19 protein-coding genes and 7 tRNA genes are annotated in these 20,945 nt (G+C 70.8%); 16 read left to right on the top strand and 10 right to left on the bottom strand.

Features of this window, described 5'->3' with window-relative positions; genetic code table 11:
* Positions 1-365: 365 nt before the first annotated feature.
* Both KVT44_RS06335 and KVT44_RS06330 read left to right on the top strand, forming a co-directional pair.
* Positions 366-1,304: an aminoglycoside phosphotransferase family protein gene (locus tag KVT44_RS06335; protein ID WP_308313921.1), complete on the top strand. Its 939-nt coding sequence runs from the start codon at positions 366-368 to the stop codon at positions 1,302-1,304.
* Positions 1,305-1,378: 74 nt separating this feature from the next.
* Complete coding sequence (locus tag KVT44_RS06330; protein WP_099923743.1) at positions 1,379-1,678, top strand: zf-TFIIB domain-containing protein; 300 nt, start codon at positions 1,379-1,381, stop codon at positions 1,676-1,678.
* A gap of 67 nt (positions 1,679-1,745) precedes the next feature.
* Here KVT44_RS06330 and KVT44_RS06325 read toward each other — a convergent pair.
* From KVT44_RS06325 to KVT44_RS06305, 5 genes are all read right to left on the bottom strand, one after another.
* Positions 1,746-1,820 (bottom strand) — tRNA-Val (locus KVT44_RS06325).
* Positions 1,821-1,858: 38 nt separating this feature from the next.
* Positions 1,859-1,930: transfer RNA gene (locus KVT44_RS06320), tRNA-Val, on the bottom strand.
* 34 nt (positions 1,931-1,964) lie between these two features.
* Positions 1,965-2,036 (bottom strand) — tRNA-Val (locus KVT44_RS06315).
* A gap of 1 nt (position 2,037) precedes the next feature.
* Positions 2,038-2,111: transfer RNA gene (locus KVT44_RS06310), tRNA-Cys, on the bottom strand.
* 39 nt (positions 2,112-2,150) lie between these two features.
* A tRNA-Gly gene (locus KVT44_RS06305) sits at positions 2,151-2,223 on the bottom strand.
* 156 nt (positions 2,224-2,379) lie between these two features.
* Between KVT44_RS06305 and KVT44_RS06300 the strand changes: the two genes are divergently transcribed.
* From KVT44_RS06300 to KVT44_RS06290, 3 genes are all read left to right on the top strand, one after another.
* Entirely contained in the window at positions 2,380-3,429 is a 1,050-nt protein-coding gene (locus KVT44_RS06300) for a chorismate-binding protein (protein WP_217566352.1), read from the top strand.
* 1 nt (position 3,430) lies between these two features.
* A complete protein-coding gene (locus KVT44_RS06295; protein WP_217566351.1) occupies positions 3,431-4,252 on the top strand; it encodes an aminotransferase class IV in 822 nt (273 codons plus the stop codon).
* Between the two features lie 101 nt (positions 4,253-4,353).
* Complete coding sequence (locus KVT44_RS06290) at positions 4,354-5,178, top strand: N-acetyltransferase (protein ID WP_099923746.1); 825 nt, start codon at positions 4,354-4,356, stop codon at positions 5,176-5,178.
* A gap of 58 nt (positions 5,179-5,236) precedes the next feature.
* Here the strand turns inward: KVT44_RS06290 and KVT44_RS06285 are convergent, their stop codons facing one another.
* On the bottom strand, positions 5,237-5,755 hold the full coding sequence (locus KVT44_RS06285) for a DsbA family protein (protein WP_075027586.1): 519 nt from the start codon (positions 5,753-5,755) through the stop codon (positions 5,237-5,239).
* 171 nt (positions 5,756-5,926) lie between these two features.
* Between KVT44_RS06285 and KVT44_RS06280 the strand changes: the two genes are divergently transcribed.
* Together KVT44_RS06280 and KVT44_RS06275 are read left to right on the top strand one after the other, a co-directional pair.
* Positions 5,927-6,373 (top strand): hypothetical protein, encoded by a 447-nt coding sequence (locus KVT44_RS06280; RefSeq protein ID WP_099923747.1) that lies wholly within the window; start codon positions 5,927-5,929, stop codon positions 6,371-6,373.
* A 144-nt stretch (positions 6,374-6,517) separates the two neighbouring features.
* Entirely contained in the window at positions 6,518-6,670 is a 153-nt protein-coding gene (locus tag KVT44_RS06275; RefSeq protein WP_168490065.1) for a hypothetical protein, read from the top strand.
* A gap of 67 nt (positions 6,671-6,737) precedes the next feature.
* Here KVT44_RS06275 and KVT44_RS06270 read toward each other — a convergent pair whose 3' ends face one another.
* Both KVT44_RS06270 and KVT44_RS06265 read right to left on the bottom strand, forming a co-directional pair.
* A complete protein-coding gene (locus KVT44_RS06270) occupies positions 6,738-7,295 on the bottom strand; it encodes a CGNR zinc finger domain-containing protein (RefSeq protein WP_054230598.1) in 558 nt (185 codons plus the stop codon).
* 567 nt (positions 7,296-7,862) lie between these two features.
* The gene (locus KVT44_RS06265; protein ID WP_003959770.1) at positions 7,863-8,276 is read right to left on the bottom strand and encodes an SsgA family sporulation/cell division regulator; all 414 of its coding nucleotides are present in this window, start codon (positions 8,274-8,276) and stop codon (positions 7,863-7,865) included.
* A 191-nt stretch (positions 8,277-8,467) separates the two neighbouring features.
* Here KVT44_RS06265 and KVT44_RS06260 point away from each other — a divergent pair, with 191 nt between their 5' ends.
* The 7 genes from KVT44_RS06260 to KVT44_RS06230 all read left to right on the top strand — a co-directional run bounded on the left by KVT44_RS06260 (position 8,468) and on the right by KVT44_RS06230 (position 16,862).
* On the top strand, positions 8,468-8,902 hold the full coding sequence (locus KVT44_RS06260) for a TIGR02611 family protein (protein WP_217566350.1): 435 nt from the start codon (positions 8,468-8,470) through the stop codon (positions 8,900-8,902).
* Between the two features lie 81 nt (positions 8,903-8,983).
* Positions 8,984-9,058, top strand: a tRNA-Val gene (locus KVT44_RS06255).
* Positions 9,059-10,295: 1,237 nt separating this feature from the next.
* Positions 10,296-11,585: an ABC transporter substrate-binding protein gene (locus KVT44_RS06250; protein ID WP_190169766.1), complete on the top strand. Its 1,290-nt coding sequence runs from the start codon at positions 10,296-10,298 to the stop codon at positions 11,583-11,585.
* An 11-nt stretch (positions 11,586-11,596) separates the two neighbouring features.
* Positions 11,597-12,553: a carbohydrate ABC transporter permease gene (locus KVT44_RS06245; RefSeq protein WP_095858215.1), complete on the top strand. Its 957-nt coding sequence runs from the start codon at positions 11,597-11,599 to the stop codon at positions 12,551-12,553.
* Entirely contained in the window at positions 12,550-13,422 is an 873-nt protein-coding gene (locus tag KVT44_RS06240; RefSeq protein WP_217566349.1) for a carbohydrate ABC transporter permease, read from the top strand. The genes KVT44_RS06245 and KVT44_RS06240 overlap by 4 nt, the downstream gene beginning before the upstream one ends.
* Position 13,423: 1 nt before the next feature.
* Positions 13,424-14,050, top strand: coding sequence for a hypothetical protein (locus tag KVT44_RS06235; protein ID WP_254649030.1), 627 nt, complete (start codon positions 13,424-13,426; stop codon positions 14,048-14,050).
* A 79-nt stretch (positions 14,051-14,129) separates the two neighbouring features.
* Complete coding sequence (locus KVT44_RS06230; RefSeq protein WP_217566348.1) at positions 14,130-16,862, top strand: Tat pathway signal sequence domain protein; 2,733 nt, start codon at positions 14,130-14,132, stop codon at positions 16,860-16,862.
* Positions 16,863-16,973: 111 nt separating this feature from the next.
* Here KVT44_RS06230 and KVT44_RS06225 read toward each other — a convergent pair whose 3' ends face one another.
* Positions 16,974-19,364: an SCO7613 C-terminal domain-containing membrane protein gene (locus tag KVT44_RS06225; protein ID WP_217566347.1), complete on the bottom strand. Its 2,391-nt coding sequence runs from the start codon at positions 19,362-19,364 to the stop codon at positions 16,974-16,976.
* 89 nt (positions 19,365-19,453) lie between these two features.
* Between KVT44_RS06225 and KVT44_RS06220 the strand changes: the two genes are divergently transcribed.
* Both KVT44_RS06220 and KVT44_RS06215 read left to right on the top strand, forming a co-directional pair.
* Entirely contained in the window at positions 19,454-19,900 is a 447-nt protein-coding gene (locus KVT44_RS06220; RefSeq protein ID WP_217566346.1) for an SRPBCC family protein, read from the top strand.
* Positions 19,901-19,962: 62 nt separating this feature from the next.
* Positions 19,963-20,034: transfer RNA gene (locus KVT44_RS06215), tRNA-Val, on the top strand.
* A gap of 56 nt (positions 20,035-20,090) precedes the next feature.
* Here the strand turns inward: KVT44_RS06215 and KVT44_RS06210 are convergent.
* Complete coding sequence (locus KVT44_RS06210) at positions 20,091-20,816, bottom strand: 3'-5' exonuclease (protein WP_060902366.1); 726 nt, start codon at positions 20,814-20,816, stop codon at positions 20,091-20,093.
* Between the last annotated feature and the right edge of the window lie 129 nt (positions 20,817-20,945).

Below are 20,945 nucleotides of genomic sequence, written 5' to 3'. Positions count from 1 at the left end.
CGTGGGGACGGGGGTGCGGCGGACGGCACAAATGCCCGCGCAGCTGGGGAGCTGCGCGGGCATTGTTTTTGCCCGCGCAGCTCCCCGCGCCCTGAAGGGGCGCTGCGCGCATCTGCAGCCCCGTCCGGCGTTTGGGGACAAGGCCGTCAGGCCGCTGGGGCACCGGGCCGATGGGGCACCGGGGCGCAGCCCCGTGCCCCAGGGGCGCGGGGAACTGCGCGACCGGCCCCCACTCACCCGCACCCGACGAACCCACCCGGGGATCCGGGGGCGGAGCCCCCGGGAAGGGGAGGGGACTGGCAGGGGGCCGCAGGGGCGGAGAACGTACGCTCGCGAGGTACCGACCGCACACCCCAGGGGGCCCCGTGACCGCAGACGTGCTTCCCGCCCTGACCGCCGGGGCGCGCACCGCGGCCCACCCCGCAGGCGCCCCCTGCACCCACCACGACTCCGTCCTCGCCGACCGCCGCGACGGCACCGTCGTCCGCCACGGCGACACCGTGGCCAAGGCCCACGCCCCCGGCACGGACCGCGCCGAACTCTCCCGTCGTCTCGAGCTCGCCGCACGCCCCGCCCTCACCGGCATCCTCCTCGCCCCGCTCCGCCCGAAGCCCGTCGACCTCCACGGCCGCCTGGTCACCTTCTGGCCGTACGGCACCCCGGTCGACCCGCAGACCCCCGAGTCCGCTCCCTGGGAGGCCGCCGCGACCCTGCTGGCCCGCCTCCACCGGACCCCCGCGCCGGACGGCCTGCCGCCCATGCGGGGCCCCGCCAAGGCGGCCCGGGCGATCGCCCGGCTGCGGACGGCGGGCCCGCACCCGGCCGCCGCCCCGGTGCTGCGCGCCTGGGCGGCCCTGCCCGCCTGGGCCCGCGCCGAGGCCCCCATGCCGCCCGCGGGGACCCTCTGCCACGGAGACCTGCATCTCGGCCAGCTCGTCCGCCACCCCGCGCCGACCGGCCCCTGGCTCCTCATCGATGTGGACGACCTCGGCGTGGGCGTCCCGACCTGGGACCTGGCCCGCCCGGCCGCCTGGTACGCCTGCGGCCTGCTCCCGCCCGACGAGTGGACCCGCTTCCTGACCGCCTACCAACGCGCCGGCGGCCCGGCCGTACCCGCCGACGGCGACCCCTGGCCCGCCCTGGACGTGGCGGCCCGCGCCCTCACCGTGCAGACCGCGGCCCTGGCGATCGCCAAGTCCGTGGGGGAGGAACGCCCCTTGGACGAGGTGCAGCAGGCCGTGATCGACGCCTGTGACCGAATGGGAGCCGTCCCGCCCGAGTTGGCGCAGGGCCCGACCGCGTAGGGTGCAACCGTTCGAGGCCGGACAGTGTCTGTCCTGGTGGAAGCGGTACCGAACGGCGAGGAGTTGAGCCGAGCATGCAGTGTCCGAAGTGCCATGCGCCGATGCACACGTACAACCGCAATGGCGTCCAGATCGAGCAGTGCAGCGGCTGCCGCGGGATATTTCTCGACTACGGCGAGCTGGAGGCGCTGACGCGCGTGGAGGCCCAGTGGTCGCAGCCCGCGCCGCCCCCGTCCGCCCCGCAGGCCTACCCCTCGGCGCCCGCGCCCGCGTGGGGCGCCCCGCAGCACGGCGGACACGGAGGCCATGGCGGCGGTCACTACGGCGGTCACCACCGCCACAAGAGCTTCGGCCACATGCTCTTCTCCTCCTGAGCACGACCGGAGGAACGACCTGACACGACGAAGCCCCCGACCGTACGAGACGGCCGGGGGCTTCGGCTGGTGCGCGATACTGGGATTGAACCAGTGACCTCTTCCGTGTCAGGGAAGCGCTCTCCCGCTGAGCTAATCGCGCAGGTGACCCTGCAGAGGGTGCGGGTGGTGCGTACTGCGTGCGCGATACTGGGATTGAACCAGTGACCTCTTCCGTGTCAGGGAAGCGCTCTCCCGCTGAGCTAATCGCGCGGGGATCCAGATGGATCGGGTCCTTGCGGACCAGTGGACGATACTGGGATTGAACCAGTGACCTCTTCCGTGTCAGGGAAGCGCTCTCCCGCTGAGCTAATCGTCCTTGGAGGTGGAGACGGGATTTGAACCCGTGTAGACGGCTTTGCAGGCCGTTGCCTCGCCTCTCGGCCACTCCACCAGGAGTGTGGGGGTTCGGGATGATCCCCCTCTTCCTGCGAGCGGACGACCAGGTTCGAACTGGCGACCTCAACCTTGGCAAGGTTGCGCTCTACCAACTGAGCTACGTCCGCGTGTCGTTTCCGTTCGGCTTGCGCGTCCCGGCGACGTGTTGAACTCTAGCGGATTCCCGGGCCAGCACAAAAACGCGTTTGCGCAGCGTGCTGCGGTCTGTCCGGCAAAGGACACGGTCAGGGCACCCGCAGGTCACCCGACCTAGACTCGACTGCGTGCTCGACCTCCCTCCTCTCGCCCGTTTCGGTGGCCTCGTCGCGACCGGTCTCCTCGACGTCACCAGCGACCCCGCGGCCCTGGACTCGGCCGGTTTCTGGGCCGTCGCGGCCGACTTCGAGGGCAGCCTGGTCTGCGCCCGCTTCGCCGACGTACGCACCGAACCCGTGCCCGCCCCCGTCCCCGGACAGTGGCAGGGACCCACCCCCGGTGACTGGACGTCCTCCCTCGACCACGCCGCGTACACCGCCGGCGTACGCCGCATCCGCGCCCACATAGCCGCCGGTGAGGTCTACCAGGCCAACCTCTGCCGCGTCCTGTCCGCACCCCTCGCCCCCGACGCCGACGTCGACGCCCTCACCGCGCTGCTGGCCCGCGGCAATCCCGCCCCCTACGCGGGAACGATCCGCCTGCCCCGCCACGGCGTCGAGATCGCCACCGCCTCCCCCGAACTCTTCCTACGCCGCACCGGCCCCGTCATCGAATCCGGCCCCATCAAGGGCACCGGACGCACCGAGGCCGACCTCCTCGACAAGGACCACGCCGAGAACGTCATGATCGTGGACCTCGTCCGCAACGACCTCGGCCGCGTCTGCGCCACCGGCACCGTCACCGTCCCCGACCTGTGCGTCGTCGAAAAACACCCCGGGCTCGTCCACCTCGTCTCCACCGTCCGCGGCCACCTGCGCGCCGACACCGGCTGGCCCGAACTGCTGGCCGCCGCGTTCCCGCCCGGCTCCGTCACCGGCGCCCCCAAAACCAGCGCCCTGACCATCATCGAGGCTCTGGAGACCGCACCCCGCGGCCCCTACTGCGGCGGCATCGGCTGGGTCGACGCCGACCGCGCCACCGCACAGCTCGCCGTCGGCATCCGCACCTTCTGGACCGACCGCGCCGAAGGCGTCCTGCGTTTCGGCACCGGCGCCGGCATCACCTGGGGCTCCGACCCCGAAAGGGAATGGCAGGAGACCGAGCTGAAGGCCGCCAGGCTGCTCACGGTAGCGTCGGGACAGTACGGAGACGCGTACGAAAGTGGAAGGACTCTCTGACGTGAAGATCTGGCTCGACGGCGGTCTGCAGGACATGGAGTCCGCCCGCGTCTCCGTCTTCGATCACGGACTGACCGTGGGCGACGGCATCTTCGAGACCGTGAAGGCGGTGGAGGGGCGGCCGTTCGCGTTGACCCGCCACCTCGACCGGCTGGCCCGCTCGGCGCGCGGCCTGGGGCTGGCCGCACCCGACCTCGACGAGGTGCGCCGCGCCTGCGTCGCCGTCCTGGACGCCAACCCGATGCCGCTCGGCCGACTGCGGATCACGTACACCGGTGGCTACGGCCCGCTCGGCTCCGACCGCGGCGAACACGGCCCGACCCTGCTCGTCGCCCTCGGCGAGTCCACCCGCCGCCCCGACTCCACCGCCGTGATCACGGTGCCCTGGACCCGTAACGAGCGCGGCGCCCTCACCGGCCTCAAGACCACCTCGTACGCCGAGAACGTCGTCGCCCTGGCCCGCGCGCGCGAACAGGGCGCGAGCGAGGCGCTGTTCGCCAACACGGTCGGGCAGCTGTGCGAGGGCACGGGGTCGAACGTCTTCGTCGTCCTCGACGGTGAGATCCACACCCCGCCCGTCGCCTCCGGCTGTCTCGCCGGCATCACGCGCGCGCTCGCCGTCGAGTGGACCGGCGCCAGGGAGACCGATCTTCCGCTGGATGTCCTGGAGCGTGCGGACGAGGTCTTCCTGACGTCCACGCTGCGCGACGTGCAGGGTGTGCACCGGGTCGACGGGCGCCAACTCCCGGGCGCGCCGGGCCCGGTGACCGCCAAGGCCATGCGCGTCTTCGAGGAGCGGGCCGGAAGCGACCTCGACCCGTAGAGATCGTGCGTGGCACGTCAGCGCGCAAGAAGGACGACGGCAAAACAGGATGACGGCAAAACGGGATGACGACGGGGCACGGGACGGGTAGAACACCCCTGATGACCACCACCCTGCGGCCGACCGAGCCGCTTCAGCGCGGAGCCGACGGGGCGCTGTCCCGCCGCTACAAGGTGTGCGTGAACAGTCGTCCCGTGGGCGGGATCCACCTCTCCACGCATCCGGAGTACGGCCCCACCGTGGCCCGAGTCGGAGAGCTGTACGTCGAGGAACCCGACCGTGGGCGGGGCCGGGGCACGGTGGCCGCGCTCGCGGCCGAGGAGGTGGCCCGCGGCTGGGGCTGCAAGCGCGTCGAGACGTCGGTGCCCGGGGACGCGGACGGTGCGCTCCGGCTCGCCACGACCCTCGGGTACGTGCTGAGCAACCGCGTCCTGACCAAGCCCTTGGACGGCCCCGGCCCCGAACTGCCGGTCGGCAGTGTCGCCCGGCCCATGACCGAGGCCGAGTACGTGCCCTGGCTGGCGAAGGAGCGCGAGGAGTTCGCCGGCTCGCAGATCGAGCGGGGCGTGCCCGAGGCCGAGGCGTACCGCAAGACGGACCAGGGGCTCGCCCGGTTCCTGCCGGACGGACTGGCCAGTGAGAACACGGTGCTCAGCGTCCTGGAACACGAGGGGACCCCGGTCGGCACGCTGTGGCTGGGCCTGTGGCCCGACGCGGCGTTCGTGCTCGGGGTCGAGACCGACCCCGAGCACCGGGGCCGCGGCCATGGGCGCACCCTGATGCTGCTGGCCGAGGCCCGGGCGGTGGCCGGCGGGAGGGACCGCATCGGCCTCAACGTGTTCGCGGGGAACACCCCGGCGGAGAAGCTGTACGAGTCACTCGGCTATACGACGAGCGAGTACTACCTCTACAAGAACCTGCTCTGAACGACTACAAGAACCTGATCTGAACCACTTCGCGAGAACCACTTCGCGAGAACGAGGACTACGCGTCCTCGGCCAGCAGGCGGTCGGCGATCTCCTCGATGCGCTCGCGCAGGCCCTCCTGGCTCTTGCCGCCGTCGAGCCGCTCGCCGCCGATGACGTACGTCGGGGTGCCGGTCACGCCGATGGCCTTGCCCTCGGCCTGGTCGGCGTCGACGATCAGGATGTGCCGACCGTCGATCAGGGCGGTGTCGAACTCCTCGGCGTCCAGACCGAGTTCGCGGGCCACCTCGATCAGGAAGGGCTCGCCCTTGCGGTCCAGTACCTCGACACGGTCGAGGACCGCCTCGACGTACGGCCAGGACCGGCCCTGCTCCGCGGCCTCCTCGGCGGCCTGCGCCGCGGCGAAGGCGTGCTTGTGCTTCTCCAGCGGGAAGTGCCGCAGCCGCAGCTCCAGACGGTCGCCGTAGCGGGCGCGCAGCGCGCGCAGGTCGACGAGGGCGCTGCGGCAGTCGGGGCACTGGAGTTCGCACCAGACGTCGAGGACGGCGGTGGCGCGGGCTGCGGAGGAGTCGTTCATGGCACCCAGTCTCCCAGCCCTGCCGACGGCGCCCCAACCGGGACCTGGGGAGGACCCCGACCCGGAGATGTCCCTGAGGTCCGCCCGGAGCATGGCATATCGGGCGTGGGGCGGTGCAGGATGGAAGGGACGAACCGACCCGCTCTGCCGAGCCCTGCCCTGGAGGACCGGATGATTGCCGAGACTGTCTGTTCCGCCGTCTCCGCGGCCGGCCTCGGCATCGCCGCGGTCACGGCCTACCGCAAGCGGTTCCTCTCCGCCGCCCGCATCGCCGCCTACTCGCTGGTGCCGGTCGGCCTGGTGATGACCGGAGTCGTCGGCTGGCTGGCCGACACCGCCTTCAGCCCCACCGCGTGGGCGGGCTTCGGTGTGCTGGGCGTGGCCTGGCTGCTGTTCATGACCACGCGGGCGGTGGAGCGGCGTGGCGGCGGGACCCGGAAGGAACGCAAGGCGGCCGCCCGGGCCGCCCGGCGGGAGGCGGTGGCCCCCGCGGCCTCGGCGCCCTCGCTGAGCCAGGGCTCCCGTCCGGCCGCCCGGCCCGCGACGACGCCTCGTGCCACGGGTTCCGACGACGACTTCAGCGACATCGAGGCCATCTTGAAGAAGCGCGGCATATGACGGACTGAAACGACACAGAGGATCATGGGAGAGCGCGGAAACGATCACGTTCGTGCCTGCTCATCGCGGATATTGGCGAACTCCCGGTCATTCCGGGCGTGTTGATCGCGGAGCGGGTGGCGGCTGCGTCATCATCGCCGCGAGATGCTGGACACAACACAGAGCGACACCGCCGCCCCTCCCGAGGAGCCGCGGGGTTGTCTCTACGCGCTTTCCCAGCCACCGCTGATGATCTTCCTTGCGGTGATCGGCTGTCTGCTGCTCATGGCTTCGCTGCACGACCTGCTGCTGCTCTGAGCCGTACACGGAGCCCCTGGCGTCACCCGCCGAGGGCTCCGTCAGCCCGCCGCGCGTCCAGCGTCCGTCAGCCCGCCGCTTCCTTGCGGCGCGCCCGGTACGCCGCCACGTGGAGCCGGTTTCCGCAGGTCCGGCTGTCGCAGTAGCGGCGCGAGCGGTTGCGGGAGAGATCCACGAAGGCGTGCCGGCAGTCCGGGGCCTCGCAGCGCCGCAGCCGGTCCTGCTCTCCGGCGACCACGAAGAACGCCAGCGCCATCCCGCAGTCGGCCGCGAGGTGGTCGGCGACGGAGGCACCCGGCGCGAAGTAGTGCACGTGCCAGTCGTAGCCGTCGTGGTCGGTGAGCCGGGGAGTGGTGCCCGCGACGGCGACCAGCTCGTTGATGAGGCCCGCGGCGGTACGGGGGTCGTCGGCGGCGAAGACTCCGGCGAACCGGCCGCGGACCTCGCGTACGGCCGCGAGGTCCTGCTCCGACAGCACGCCGACATCACTTATCCCGTGCTTTCGTACGAATTCGTCGAGGGACGCGACGTCCGCGAGCCCGTCCGGCGTGTCGTTCTCCGCCGCGGTGTTCACCAGGTCCACCACGGCGTCGAGGGAGCGCCGGGTGTCGTGGGTGATCAGCACGTTTCGCTCCCTGGCCTGGGGGTCGGGCGGGCGCCCTCCGATGCTGGCCGATGGTAGTGGCTTCCTGGCGTGGGGGAGCGGGGGCGGTCGATCTGCACGCGGTCCGCCACGACTCCGGGCCGGTCACGGGCCAGTCGCGGGCCAGTTTCACGGGCCATGAACGGCACCCTGAACACCTCCGAAACAGCCTCAGCCCCCGTCCTGGCCGGCGCTGAGCCTGGTGGGCCGCGTGAGTCCGCCGGGCGTGCCCCGCCCGGCCTGCCGGCCCGACTCGACCCGGCGCCTGCCCCGTGCCCTGCCCCGTGCCCCGGGCGGCGCCCTTATCGGCTCTCACGGCTCTCGTCGGCGTCCCCGCCCGGGCAGGGCAGGGAAGGCGCGCCCCAGCCACGCGCGGCGGCGCTGGGGCCGTCGAGGCCTGCCGTCGACCACGCACACCGGCGCCGCCCCCGCGGGAGTCCGCGGCGACGGCGCCGGTGTTCGTGCCCTTGCGGTTGTGCCCATTGCAGATGTTTAGGCCCGAGCCGTCTCCCCGAGTGGACGGCGCCGGGCGGCTCTATGGGGGGCTCGTCAGCTCTCGGCCAGGATGTGTGAGAGCTCCGTGTCGAGATCGAAATGCCGGTGTTCCGTGCCGGGGGGCACGGCGGCGTCCGTTCGCTTCAGGAACGATTCCAGGGCCCGCGCCGGGGCTTCCAGCAGGGCCTCGCCCTCCGGGGAGCTCAGGGCGATGCATACGACGCCCTGGCCATGGCTCCGGGACGGCCAGACTCGGACGTCGCCGGTACCGGTGGGCCGATGCAGGCCCTCGGCGAGGAGGTCGCGGGCGAACACCCACTCGACGGTTTCCTCGGCTCCAGTGTGGAAGGTGGCGTGCACGGCGTAGGGATCGGCCGTGTCATACCGCAGTCCTGCGGGTACAGGCAGTGAGGACTCGCTCGACACAACGAGGCGCAGGTGCAGCTCGCAGCTGACCGTGGTGTTCATAAGCGCCAGGGCCTTTCGCTCAGTGTGCGCTCGGGGATTCGCACGTCGGCGAAATCGACATGCCACCTACGGTGCCGTTGTAAACCCCTCTGAGTGTTTTGCGTGTCTTTACGTAACTCTTCCGGCCGAGAGTACGTTCGCCGGATAGGGCCATTCCGGTGACTGGTTTCTCTCCGGTAGGGTTTGGCCGTATGAATACGGGGAGTGACGAGCCGGGCCAGGTCGCCACGGCCGATGGTGAGACGAAGATCGAGGGGCCGCTCGGATCGCGGGCGCCGGAATTCATCAAGGCCCGCCGTGCGCTGCATCTGAGCTGGCAGGTGGGTGTTTTCGTCGTGGGGCTCGCGGTGGTCGGCGCGGGCGTGATCATGCTTCCGCTGCCGGGCCCCGGCTGGCTGGTGATCTTCGGCGGCATGGCGATCTGGGCGACCGAGTTCGTCTGGGCGCAGCTGGTGCTCCGCTGGACGAAGCGCAAGGTCACGGAGGCGACACAGCGGGCACTCGACCCGAAGGTGCGGCGCCGCAACATCATCCTCACGAGTGTCGGTGTCGTCATCGTCGCGGCCCTCGGTGGCGTCTACCTCTGGAAGTTCGGCGTCCAGATGCCGTGGAACATCCAGGAATGACCGACGGGCGAAGGTCCCTCCTGGAGGCTCCTTGGCTGGTCGGAGCCACCCCTGACATGGGGTAATGTTCTCCCTGCGCCCGGGCGATTAGCTCAGCGGGAGAGCGCTTCGTTCACACCGAAGAGGTCACTGGTTCGATCCCAGTATCGCCCACCAGCACGACAGGCGACCCAGTTCCACGCACCACGTGGGCGGGGTCGCCTTCGTCGTTTCCGCACCACCCCGCAGGGGCAGGAGAGCGCGCCCACGGCACCGACGGACCGCACTCCGTGCCAGTGGCGGAACCGGTAGCGGTCCCCGCGCGGGCGTCGGAATCGGAGCCGGAGCCACGGTCGCAGCCGCCATCGGAATCGGCGCCGGCACCCCGCGCGGACCCGGCCCCGCCCACACCCCCGAACACCCTCCGCACACGGACTCAAGGCGAGTGGCAATCCTCTCCCAAGCCGCTGACCTCGGTAGACGCCCGTTCCCCCCAGATGGCGCCCGGCCCGACCCCCACCCTCGCACCGGTGGTGTCCGGCCATGTGGTGCGGCCATGTGGACCACGCGGCTCCGCTCGCCCCTCCGGCGCCGGGCGTCGGCCGGACTGCCGCGCAACCTGTCCGCGCTGCTCGCGAGCATCGCCGCCAGGATGCGACGCGGCGCGGTGCCGGGCACACGTTGCAGGCACTGCCCTGCGAAGTCTTGAACCCCGCATCGCTACTCCGCATCGCGGGACGCCCCCCGCATCGACCAGGGCGAACGCCGGACCAACGCGAGCGAGCCGCCGTCGGGACGCGCATCAAGCGGTCCGCATCGCGGGACGCCCCCGCACCGACGCGCCGACCAGGGCGAACGCCGGACCGACGCGAGCGAGCCGCCCTCGTGACGTCCACCAGCCGCCCGCATGGGTACAACCCGCCCACTTCGGCGCAACCAGCCTGAACCCGTCCAGACCTACCAGGGCCCGTCCAGCCCCCCGAGCCCCCGAAGCCCACCCACCCCCTGCCCGCCTCTCCACCCCCCACCAACCCCACCCACGCGTACGCCAGTTCGACCACCACCCCTCCCGGAAATCCACCCCTCAACCCCTCACTCTCGGTCCACCCACCCCTCCTCCGCCCCGCCCCGCCCTCGCATCCCCACCCGCACGGCAGTTGTTTTCGGCCCGGCCCCATGCTCGCCCGCCCCGTCGTTTTCCGTTCGACACCCCGACCGCACGCCCCGGACCTGCACATTCAGGCACCCCCACGGGGGCGGCACCCCCAACACCCCTCGCCACGCGGTCGAACCGCGTCACATCAATTCCTGTCCGAATCATTGACGCGCTTGGAAGCCCTCCGTACCTTGTGCCAGCAAGCGCTTACTTGAAACGATTCATGCAGGTGCAACGACGTCGCGGGGAGGCCCGACTGTGGGTAACAACGGGAGTGTTGAGAGGCGAACGGTCCTCAAGGCGGCCGGAGCTTCACTGGCCACGCTGGGGCTGGCCGCGACGACGGGCTGCGGTGGGGACAGCGGCAGTTCCGGGGACGGGACGGTCACGATCCGGTACGCCTGGTGGGGTGCCGACGAGCGGGCGAAGAAGATCAACCAGTCCATCGCGCTCTTCGAGAAGAAGTACCCGAAGATCAAGGTGAAGACCGACTTCCAGGATTACGTGGCCTTTTGGGAGAAGTTCCAGACCCAGGCCGCCGGTGGAAATCCCCCGGACGTATTCCAGAACGCCGTCGGATTCCTGCGGAAGTACGACAAGAGAGGCATCCTGCTCGACCTCAAGCCTCAGATAGAAGCGGGAAATCTGAGCCTCGACAACTTCCGCGCCGGAGTCGAGAAGGTCGGTCAGGTCGATGGAAAGCAGCTCGGTATTCCGGTCGGATCCAACACCATGTCACTTGTCATCGACGAGAAGGTGTTCGAGAAGGCGGGCGTCAAGCCGAAGCAGGGCTGGACCTGGGACGAGTACTTCGCCGCCCTGAAGAAGATCCACGACACCCAGAAGCTGCCGGGCGACACCGGCTACTTCAGCATCATGTATCTGTACGACCTCTACCTCCGGCAGAACGGCAAGGCGTTCTTCACCAAGGACGGACTCGGCTTCGACGAGGCCGACCTGACGGAGTGGTGGACGGACGGCTACAACCGCGTCAAGGCGGGCATCGTCACCGACCCCAAGCGGGTCGAGCAGGACAAGCCCAAGTCCTCGCTCTCGGCGGCCCACGGCGCCTCCGAGTTCACCTGGGACAACTTCACGGTCCGCTACACCGCCGAGGGCACCAGCACCTACGGCCTCGCGCCGATCCCGACCACCGACGGCAAGCAGACCGGCCAGTACCTCGCCTCCCTGATGCTGAGCGCCTCCGCCCGCACCAAGCACCCCAAGGAGGTCGCCCAGTTCATCAACTTCATGGTCCACGACCCCGAGGTCGGCAAGATCATGGGCTACGACCGGGGCATCCTCGCGACCACCGAGCAGTTCGACGCGTACAAGCCGGCCGACGCGCCCAACCAGGCGATCGCGAAGTACGAGACGGATGTCGCCGCGGCCGGAGTGCTCGGCACCATCACCCCGCACCCGGCGGGCGCCGACACCTGCGAGTCCGCCTTCCTGCGCATCGGCGGTGACATGTCGCAGGGCACGACCAAGGTCGCCGACGCCGTCAAGCAGTTCTTCTCCGAGGCGAAGACCGCCCTCGCCGCCTGATGGGAACCGCCGTGACGCTCGTCAAGGACTCTCCGCCCGACGCCCCGGAGATACGCCCCGAGGCCCCCGCCGCCAAAAAGCGGCGGGGGCGCCGGGAAAACCTCGCCGGCTATCTCTTCATGTCCCCGTGGATCGCGGGCTTCCTGCTGCTGACCGCGGGCCCGATGGCCGCCTCCCTCTACTTCGCGTTCACCGACTACAACCTCTTCAATTCGCCGAAGTGGATCGGCTTCGACAACTTCACCAAGATGTTCCACGATCCGCGGTGGCAGAAGTCGGTCGAGGTGACGGCCAAGTACGTCGTCATCGGCACCCCGCTCAAGCTGCTGCTCGCGCTCGGAGTGGCCCTGCTGCTCGCGCAGAGCCGACGGGGGCAGGCCTTCTACCGGGCCGCCTTCTACGCCCCCTCGCTCATCGGGGCGAGCGTCTCCGTCGGATTCGTGTGGCGCGCGCTCTTCTCCGACGACGCCATCGTGGACCGCACGCAGTCGTTCCTCGGCTTCCACACGGGAGGGTGGGTCGGCGACCCGAACTGGGTGCTCTACAGCCTGGTCGCGCTCACCGTCTGGCAGTTCGGCGCACCCATGGTGATCTTCCTCGCCGGACTCAAGCAGGTGCCGAGGGAGCTGTACGAGGCAGCGGAGGTGGACGGCGCCGGACCGTTCCGCAGGTTCTGGAGCATCACCCTGCCGATGATCTCGCCGGTGCTCTTCTTCAACGTGCTCCTGGAGACCATCCACTCCTTCCAGATCTTCGGCTCGGCGTACGTGGTCTCCAACGCCACCTGCGGACCGGCGGACGCCACGCTCGTCTACACCTGCTACCTGTACCAGAAGGGCTTCAGGGAGTCCCAGATGGGCTTCGCGTCCGCCATGGCCTGGATGCTGCTGCTCGCCGTGGCGCTGGTGACGGCCGTCCTCTTCTGGTCCCAGAAACGGTGGGTGCACTACGAGGAGGACGCCCGATGAGCACCACCCTGCGCAAGCCACTGGAGGTCGGTGGCCGCAAGCGTGCCGGCTCGCTGGTCTGGCACATCGGCGCGCTGCTGATCCTCGCGGTCGTCCTCTATCCCGTCGTCTGGGTCATCGGCGCCTCGTTCAAGCCCAGCCGGGACATCATCGGCAGCCTGAACCTGTTCCCGACCAGCCCCGTCCTCGGCAACTTCAAGGGCCTGGCCGACGGCATCGCGGACATCTCGATCGCGACCTTCTTCCAGAACTCCCTCTTCTACGCGCTCGGCTCCGTCGTCGGCATCCTCATCTCCTGCTCGCTGACGGCCTACGCCTTCGCCAAGATCCGGTTCGCCGGGCGGAACCTGCTGTTCTCGCTCATGATCGGCACGCTCCTGCTGCCCTATCACGTGCTGCTCATCCCGCAGTACGTGATGTTCCAGAAGATGGAGCTGGTCAACACCTACGTTCCGCTGCTGATCGGCAAGTACCTGGCAACCGAGGCGTTCTTCGTCTTCCTCATGGTCCAGTTCATGCGGAACCTGCCGCGCGAACTGGACGAGGCGGCCCGGCTCGACGGCTGTGGCCATCTGCGGATCTACTGGTCGATCGTGCTGCCGCTGTGCCGCCCCGCCCTCATCACGAGCGCGATCTTCACCTTCATCAACGCCTGGAACGACTTCATGGGCCCGCTGATCTACCTCAACGAGCCCAGCAAGTACACGGTCTCGCTCGGCATGATGATGTTCCGCGACCAGGAAGGCGTCGCCAACTACGGCGGCATGATCGCGATGTCACTGGTCGCCCTGCTGCCCGTGCTCCTCTTCTTCCTCGCCTTCCAGCGCTATCTGATCGACGGTATGGCGACCTCCGGATTGAAGGGCTGAGATGGCCACCAGCCAGCTGCGGGCGCGGGCGGAGCGGAAGAGGCGGGCGAAGGCGCGCAAGGCACCTCGCGACTCCGTCTTCGCCGAGCGTTTCGGCGTGTTCGCCGAGTGTCTGCTCACCGGGGTGTGGATCGCGGTGGCCTCGTTGCCGCTGGTCACCTACCCCGCCGCGTTCGCGGCCGGTGCACGCCATCTGCGGCGGCGTACGTCCCACGAGGCGGGTGGCCTGAGGGAGTTCGTCGCCGACTTCCGGGCCGCCGTCCGGGGCGGCTGGATTGCCGGGGTCGCCGGCTGGGCCGCGGCCGCCGCGGTCTGGGTGGACGTCCAGGCCGTGCGCGCCGGTATCCCCGGCGGCCCGCTCGTCGGGGCCGTCGGTCTCTTCGCCCTGATCGGCCTCGTCGTGGCCGGGCTGCGCGCGGCGGCCGTCTGGGAACCCGGCGCCTCCTGGCGGGCGCTGCTCGCGGAGGCGGGACGCCGTACGGTCCTCGATCCGGCCGGCTCTTTCCTGCTCGTGGGCGGACTGGCCGTCGTGGCCGCTTCCGCCCTGTTCGTCGCGCCGCTTGCGGTCCCCGTCCTGGGGGCCGTCGCGGCGGCGGCCGTGGCCGTCGAGGCACGCCGCCGCCGCTGAGCTCCTCGCAGGTCGGCGCCCACGGCGTCGTGCCTCGCTCTGTCATGCCCCTGACTTCCCCGCACGGAAAGGAAAGGCCATGTCTCCCATCCCCCGCAGGTCCCTGCTGAAGGCGGCCGCAGTCGCCGGAGCCGCCGCACAGTTCAGCTGGGCCCTGGGAAGCACGAACGCGCAGGCCGCCGCCAGATCCGAGGCCGCCGACACCGACCCCGTGACCCTGGACTGGCTGGAGGACGGCGCCCTTGGTGCCGCCCCCGGCTCCACCGTAGGCGTGCCCTGGCCGAAGGGCGCGTACCAGCAGGACCAGACCTTCGCGCTCACCGACGCCTCCGGCAAGGACGTGCCGGTGCAGTCCTGGCCGATCGGGTACTGGCCGGACGGCTCTCTCAAGTGGACGGCGCACGCGGTGAGTTCCGGCTCCGGGAAGCTCACGCTCGCCGCCGGTGCGCCCGCCGCCCCCGACAAGAAGGTGACCGTCGACAAGAGCGGCGGCACCATCGACATCTCGACGGGCGTCATCACCGCGAAGATCGGCAAGAGCGGCTCCACCCTGGTCAAATCGGTGAAGCGCGGCTCCACCGAGATCGCCAAGGACGGCCGGCTGGTGCTGATCCGCCAGCCCGAGATCGAGGACGACGACCAAGGCGCGGAGAAGTACGAGCGGTTCGAGAGCGTCATCGCCGAGGTCACGGTCGAGCAGGAGGGCCCGGTCCGTGCCGTCGTCCGCATCGACGGCAAGCACCGCAAGGGCAGCCGCAGCTGGCTGCCGTTCTCGATCCGGCTGTACTTCTACGCGGGCGCCGACTCCTTCCGGATGGTGCACACCATCACCTTCGACGGGAAGCAGGAGCCGGGGAAGACGAGCGGCGACTTCATCCGCGGCCTCGGCGTCCGCTTCAACGTGCCGATGCGCGACGCGGCGTACGACCGGCACATCCGCATCGGCGGCGACGGCTCCGGTCTGCTGCGGGAGGCCGTGCAGGGCATCACCGGGCTGCGCCGCGACCCGGGCGCGGCCGTGCAGGCGGCGCAGTTCGCGGGCGAGAAGCTGCCCGACCCCTCCACCTGGGACCAGCGGGTGACGACCCGCCTCCAGTACATCCCCGAGTGGGGCGACTACACCCTCTCCCAGCTCTCCGCCGACGGCTTCACCCTGCGCAAGCGCACCAAGAAGGGGCACGGCTGGATCGGCGCGGGCGGTGGACACCGGGCGAGCGGGTTCGGCTACGTCGGCGGGGCGAGCGGCGGTCTCTCCTTCGGCCTCAGGGACTTCTGGGAGAAGTACCCGGCGCAGCTCGACATCCGCGACGCGGCGACCGACGAGGCCGAGGTCACCCTCTGGCTCTGGTCGCCCGAGGCGCAGCCCATGGACCTGCGCTTCTACCACGACGGCATGGGCCAGGACACCTACGCCGAGCAGCTCGAAGGCCTCAACATCACCTACGAGGACTACGAACCCGAGTTCGGCACCCCCTACGGCATCGCCCGCACCTCCGAACTCCTCTTCTGGGCCAACGAGTCGACGCCCACGCCCGAGACGCTCGCCGAACAGGTCGCGGCCGTACGTGTGTTGCCGCAGCTCGCCGCCCCGCCCAAGCAGCTCATCAAGGCCAAGGTCTTCGGCGGCCTCTTCTCCGAGCCGGACCGCTCCACCGCCGCCAAGGCGAAGATCGAGGACCACCTCGACTTCCTCTTCACCTATTACAAGGACCAGGTGGAGATGCGCCGTTGGTACGGCTTCTGGGACTACGGCGACTTCATGCACTCGTACGACACCGTGCGCCATCAGTGGCGCTACGACGTCGGCGGCTACGCCTGGGACAACTCCGAGCTGTCGCCCGACATCTGGCTCTGGATGGCCTATCTCCGCTCGGGCCGCTCGGACATCTTCCGTTTCGCCGAGGCGCTCACCCGGCACACCGGCGAGGTCGACGTCTACCACCTCGGCCAGTGGGCGGGCCTCGGCACCCGGCACGGCGTGCAGCACTACGCCGACAGCGCCAAACAGCAGCGCATCGCCAACACCACATACCGCCGCTATTACTACTACCTCACCGCCGACGAGCGGGTCGGCGACCTCATGCACGCCAACGTCGACTCCGACGAGACCTTCCTCGTCCTCGACCCGATCCGCAAGATCCGCACCGAGCCGTACACCCCCGACCGGCACGCCCTGTCCATCGGCTTCGGCACCGACTGGAGCGGTCTGGTCTCGGCCTGGCTCACGGAGTGGGAGCGCAAGGGCCCGAAGTGGGAGAAGGCCAAGGCGCGCGTGCTGTCCACAATGGAGACGATCGCCGCCCAGCCCAACGGCTTCGTCCAGGGCAGCGGGCTGTACGACCTCGACACCGGCAGGTTCGCCATCGCCTCCGCGCCGGTCGTCTCGGTCTCGCACCTCTCCGCCGTTTTCGGCCTCAACGAACTGTGCGCCGAGCTGATCGACCTGGTCGACGTGCCGAAGTTCAAGGAGGTCTACCTCGACTACTGCCGCTACTTCAACGCCACCAAGACCGAACAGGCGGCGCGTTACGGCTCCAACTTCGGCTCCTTGCTGCTGTTCCAGGGCCACTCGCGCCTCGACGCGTACGCCGCCGTCCAGACCGGCGACGCGACGCTCGCCAAGCGCGCGTGGACGAAGTTCTACAGCTCCGACGGCTACATGGAGTCCTCGCCCTGGAAGACCGAGCCGCTGAGCGGCCCGGTCACGCTGGTTCCCGGCAGCGAGGCCAACTGGGTCAGTTCGAACGACAGCGCCCTGTACGGCCTCGCCGCCATCGAGAACCTGGCACTGCTCGGCGACAAGATGCCGTAGGGCCATCGGCGCTGGGCGAATCCGTTGAACCGGGGGTTCTGCCGCGCCCCTTCAGGGGCGCGGGGAACTGCGCGACCGGCCACGACGCGGCCGCAGTTTCGGACCGTCCCTTCAGCGCATCCGTCCGAGGACGTCCCGCACGCGTCGCGCGTCCCGAAGCCGCTGCTCGTACGTCGCGCCGAGTGCGAGCAGCACCAGACCGGCGAGTGCGGGAGGCACCCAACGCGGCAGCGCGCCCGCCATCTGCACGAGGTACGGGGCGAGTTCGTGCAGGGCGTCCAGCGCGAGCACGCCGCCCCCGAGGACGAGCGGGGCCCGCAGCCGGTGCCGGGCACCCACGAGGGTGACCGCGAGGGCCGCGACACCGAGCAGCAGGGGGCGCGGCCAGTCCGGGTCGACCCACGCCGTCAGGAGACTCGGCACGAGCGTGACGGACAGCCCCGCTCCGTACGCCGTCCAGGACGAGGTCAGCGGATCCTTGCGGCGCCCGAACGCTCCCACCAGCAGCGCCGGCACGGTCACCGGCAGTGTGTACGCCTCGACGGAGCCGACGCCCCAGCACGCCAGCCGGACCCAGGCGGCCAGCACGAACAGGGCGGTGGCCGCGTAACCGGCGGGCCGCCGGTCCTCCCGTACGGCGGTGCCCGCGGCGATCACCGCGCACAGGGCCAGCACCAGGGCCAGCAACGGCGGGTCGGGCACCGCGAGGCCGACGGCCAGCAGCCCGGCGACGGCGCCCGTCACCTCGATGGGCATGCGCGCGGGGGAGCCGACGAGGCGTGCCGCGAGCAGGGCCGCGACGACCGGTACGAGGAGGACCAGCAGCGCGATGTACTGCGACTGCCAGCCGAGGGACGCGCCCACGGCACAGGCCAGCGCGGTGGCGTACGTGAGGGCGGCGACCGGGGCGAGGCGCGAGCGCCCGGACAGGGCGGCGAACAGCACGGTCAGCGCGGTGAGGACGCCGAGGGTCGTGCCCTCGGCGGCGAGGGAGAGGCACGCGAGGCTCACCGAGCTGACAAGGGCCAGGAGGAAGAGGACCGGGCGCGGCTCCGCGGAGCGGGCGACGTACGCCAGTGCCGCCACGATCGTGAGTCCTTGCGCCGACATCCCGGCCCAGTAGGGGATGTCGAGGGCCGCGGGAAGGACGAGCGCGGCCGCCCAGACGAGGGCCGACGCGCCGATCGTCGCCCTGGGGCGCGACTCCGTACCGCGGACGGCCACGGCGAGGACGGTGGCGACGACCACGAGGACGAGCGGGGCCGTGGCCGCGTACGGAGGCCAGGGGACGCCGTCGGTCGTGACCGCCTCACGCGCGGTCGAGGGGGCCCCGGTCCAGACCCGTCCCATCCAGGCCACTGGGCCCAGCAGAGCGACGACGACCGGCGGCAGCGCCCACACCACCGCGACCGCCTGCACGGAGGCGGCCGCCAGGGCGAGGCCGCGCCTCATCGGCTCGGGGAGCCGGGTGCGTACGGCCGCCAACAGGGCCACAGCGCAGACCAGATACCCCGGAACCGTCCACTCGCCCGGCAGCGACGAGCGCGGAACGCCACCGAGCGCGGCGACCGTGAGCAGGCCGCCGGCCGAGGCGACCCAGGTGGCGCCGTTCGTGTCCGGCAGCCGCCACGCCGCCGCCAGAGCGATCGCCGCCGAGAAGAGGAGGAGCGCCGCCGCACGGGCGACGGCGCTCGGACCGGTGGCCGTCCAGGACAGCCAGCCGGCCGCGAAGGAGCCCCAGCCGCCCAGGCCGTACGCGCCCACGGCGGCGACGAGACATACGGACCGCACGGGCACCCGGAGCGCGACGGCCGTGTCGAGCGCCGCCGTGACCAGCAGCGCGGCCGTCATGGCGGGGGCGCCCGCGTCGGCCGCGGCCGCCCAGAAGATCAGGGGGAGCTGCGCGGCGGCCAGCGCCGTCGGCAGGGGCAGGCGCAGCGTGAGCCGCGCGGGGGTGGCCGGTTCAGCGGTCGGCCGGCGCGGCCCGCCGAGTGCGAGTCCGTACGCCGTCCACAGGGCCGCCAACAGGGCCGACGCGATGGCCGCGTAACCCAGGCCGTTCGTGTCGGGGAACGCGACCTCGTGCAGCGCGTACACGTCCAGGACCGTCAGCGCGAGTCCCAGCCCCGCCACGGCCTCCGCCGTCGAGCGCAGCCTGTGCCGGAGCAGGAGCACGGGTGAGCCGAGCGCGGCCAGCGTCACCGCGCCCAGCACCAGCGCCCGCCCGGCGATCCCCATCCGGCCCCAGCTGACCAGCGTGAACGCGATCGCGGCGATGGTCAGGAGGGTGCCGCCGAGGACGAGCAGCACGTTCTGGACGCGGGGAGCCGTGGTTTCGGGCCGGCGTACGGGCGGACGTGGGGGCGGCGGAGCCACGGGCGACCGGAGCGCGGTGATCAGCCAGGCGCGGCGCGCCAGCAACAGGGCCCGGCGCGCGTCGAGTTGCCGCAGCTCGGTGTCCAGGAGCCGCAACTCCTCGGCCGGGGGCGGAAGGTGGGTCATATTCCCGGAGTGTGGTCCCGGTCACCTTCTCCGGCATGAGTGCGCGTACTCATGTCGTACTCAGATGCCGGGTCGGGCACACTCCGTCCATGGACTGGAGCCATTACCGCTTCCGCAGTGTGTGGGCCCTGCCCGCGCCGCCCGCCGAGGTCTACCCCGTTCTCGAACAGGCCGAGGACTACCCGCGCTGGTGGCCCCAGGTCCGTGAGGTGACCCGGATCGACGAGCGCAGTGGCACCATGCGCATCCGCTCGTTCCTGCCGTACGACCTGGTGTTCACGGCGCGCGAGCTGCGCCGCGACCCGGCGGCCGGGGTCCTGGAGATCGCGATGGCGGGCGACCTCGACGGCTGGGCGCGCTGGACGCTCACCACCGTCGGGTCCGGCACCCGCGCCCAGTACGACCAGGAGGTCGACGTGAGCAAGCCGCTGCTGCGGCGGTTCGCGGTGCCGGGACGGCCGGTGTTCCGCGCCAACCACGCCCTGATGATGCGCGCGGGACAGCGCGGACTGGCGGCCCGACTCACGGGTGACTGACGGCTCACCTCGAAGCGGTTTGAACCACACCCGCAGGGACCTGTATTGTTCAGTGCGTTCCCGGGCGATTAGCTCAGTGGGAGAGCGCTTCGTTCACACCGAAGAGGTCACTGGTTCGAACCCAGTATCGCCCACCCGGAGAAGACCGGTCCGTCACAGACGGACCGGTTTTTCGTTGTCCCGCGCGGGCTCAGGCCGCCGCCGGCAGTTCCGGACGCAGCGGCCACGCCGGATCCACCGCCTCCGGTGAACCGCTGCGCGCGAACCACGCCTGAAGGCCGCGCGCCTGTGCCGCGTGCCACACCGACTGCAGGGTGTGCAGCTCGGCGGGGGAGAGCCGCTCCAGCCTGGTGGCGAAACGACGCCCCACCGCTCGTACGACCTCCATCGCGGCCAGTGCGTCCGCCGCCGCGTCGTGCGCGCCCTCCAGGACCACGTCGTAGTGCGCGCACAGGTCGGTCAGGGTGCGGCGGCCCTTGCGGTAGCGGTCCAGATGTTTGTCCAGAACCCGCGGATCGAGCACACGCAGCGGCGCCGGCTCGAACCACCGGTCGAGATTGGTGGCGCGATGGCGGCGCAACTCCCGGTCCAGGAGCGTCAGATCGAACGGCGCGTTCATCACGACGAGCGGGCGGCCCGCCGCGGCCTGCTCGCCCAGCACCCTGGCTATCTCGTCCATCACCGGCGACGGCCAGCGGCCGTTGCGCTGAAGGTGTTCGTCTGTCAGCCCGTGCACCGCCGTCGCACCCGCGGGCACCGGCACTCCCGGGTTCACCAGCCAGCGGGTCACCCGGGGCCGGGAACCCGCGGCGTCCTGGACGACGACGGCGGCCGACACGATCCGGTCGGTCTCGACGTCCACGCCCGTGGTCTCCGTGTCGAACGCGGCCAAAGGGCCTTCGTACCAGCACGTCATACGTACACAACTCCTCGTTCACCCACGGCAGCTGACGCACCGTCTTCTGCCCGTTTGGTGATACCCGGGCTGTTTGCGCCGTACGCCGGAAGGAGACAACACAGGTACGGGTCTTTGCAGTTCAGCGGC

The organism is Streptomyces sp. GbtcB7 (assembly GCF_019091445.1).
Classification (GTDB): Bacteria; Actinomycetota; Actinomycetes; order Streptomycetales; family Streptomycetaceae; genus Streptomyces; species Streptomyces mirabilis.
Note: the sequence above shows the minus strand (reverse complement) of the source record. Positions and strands in the feature narration are given on the sequence as shown.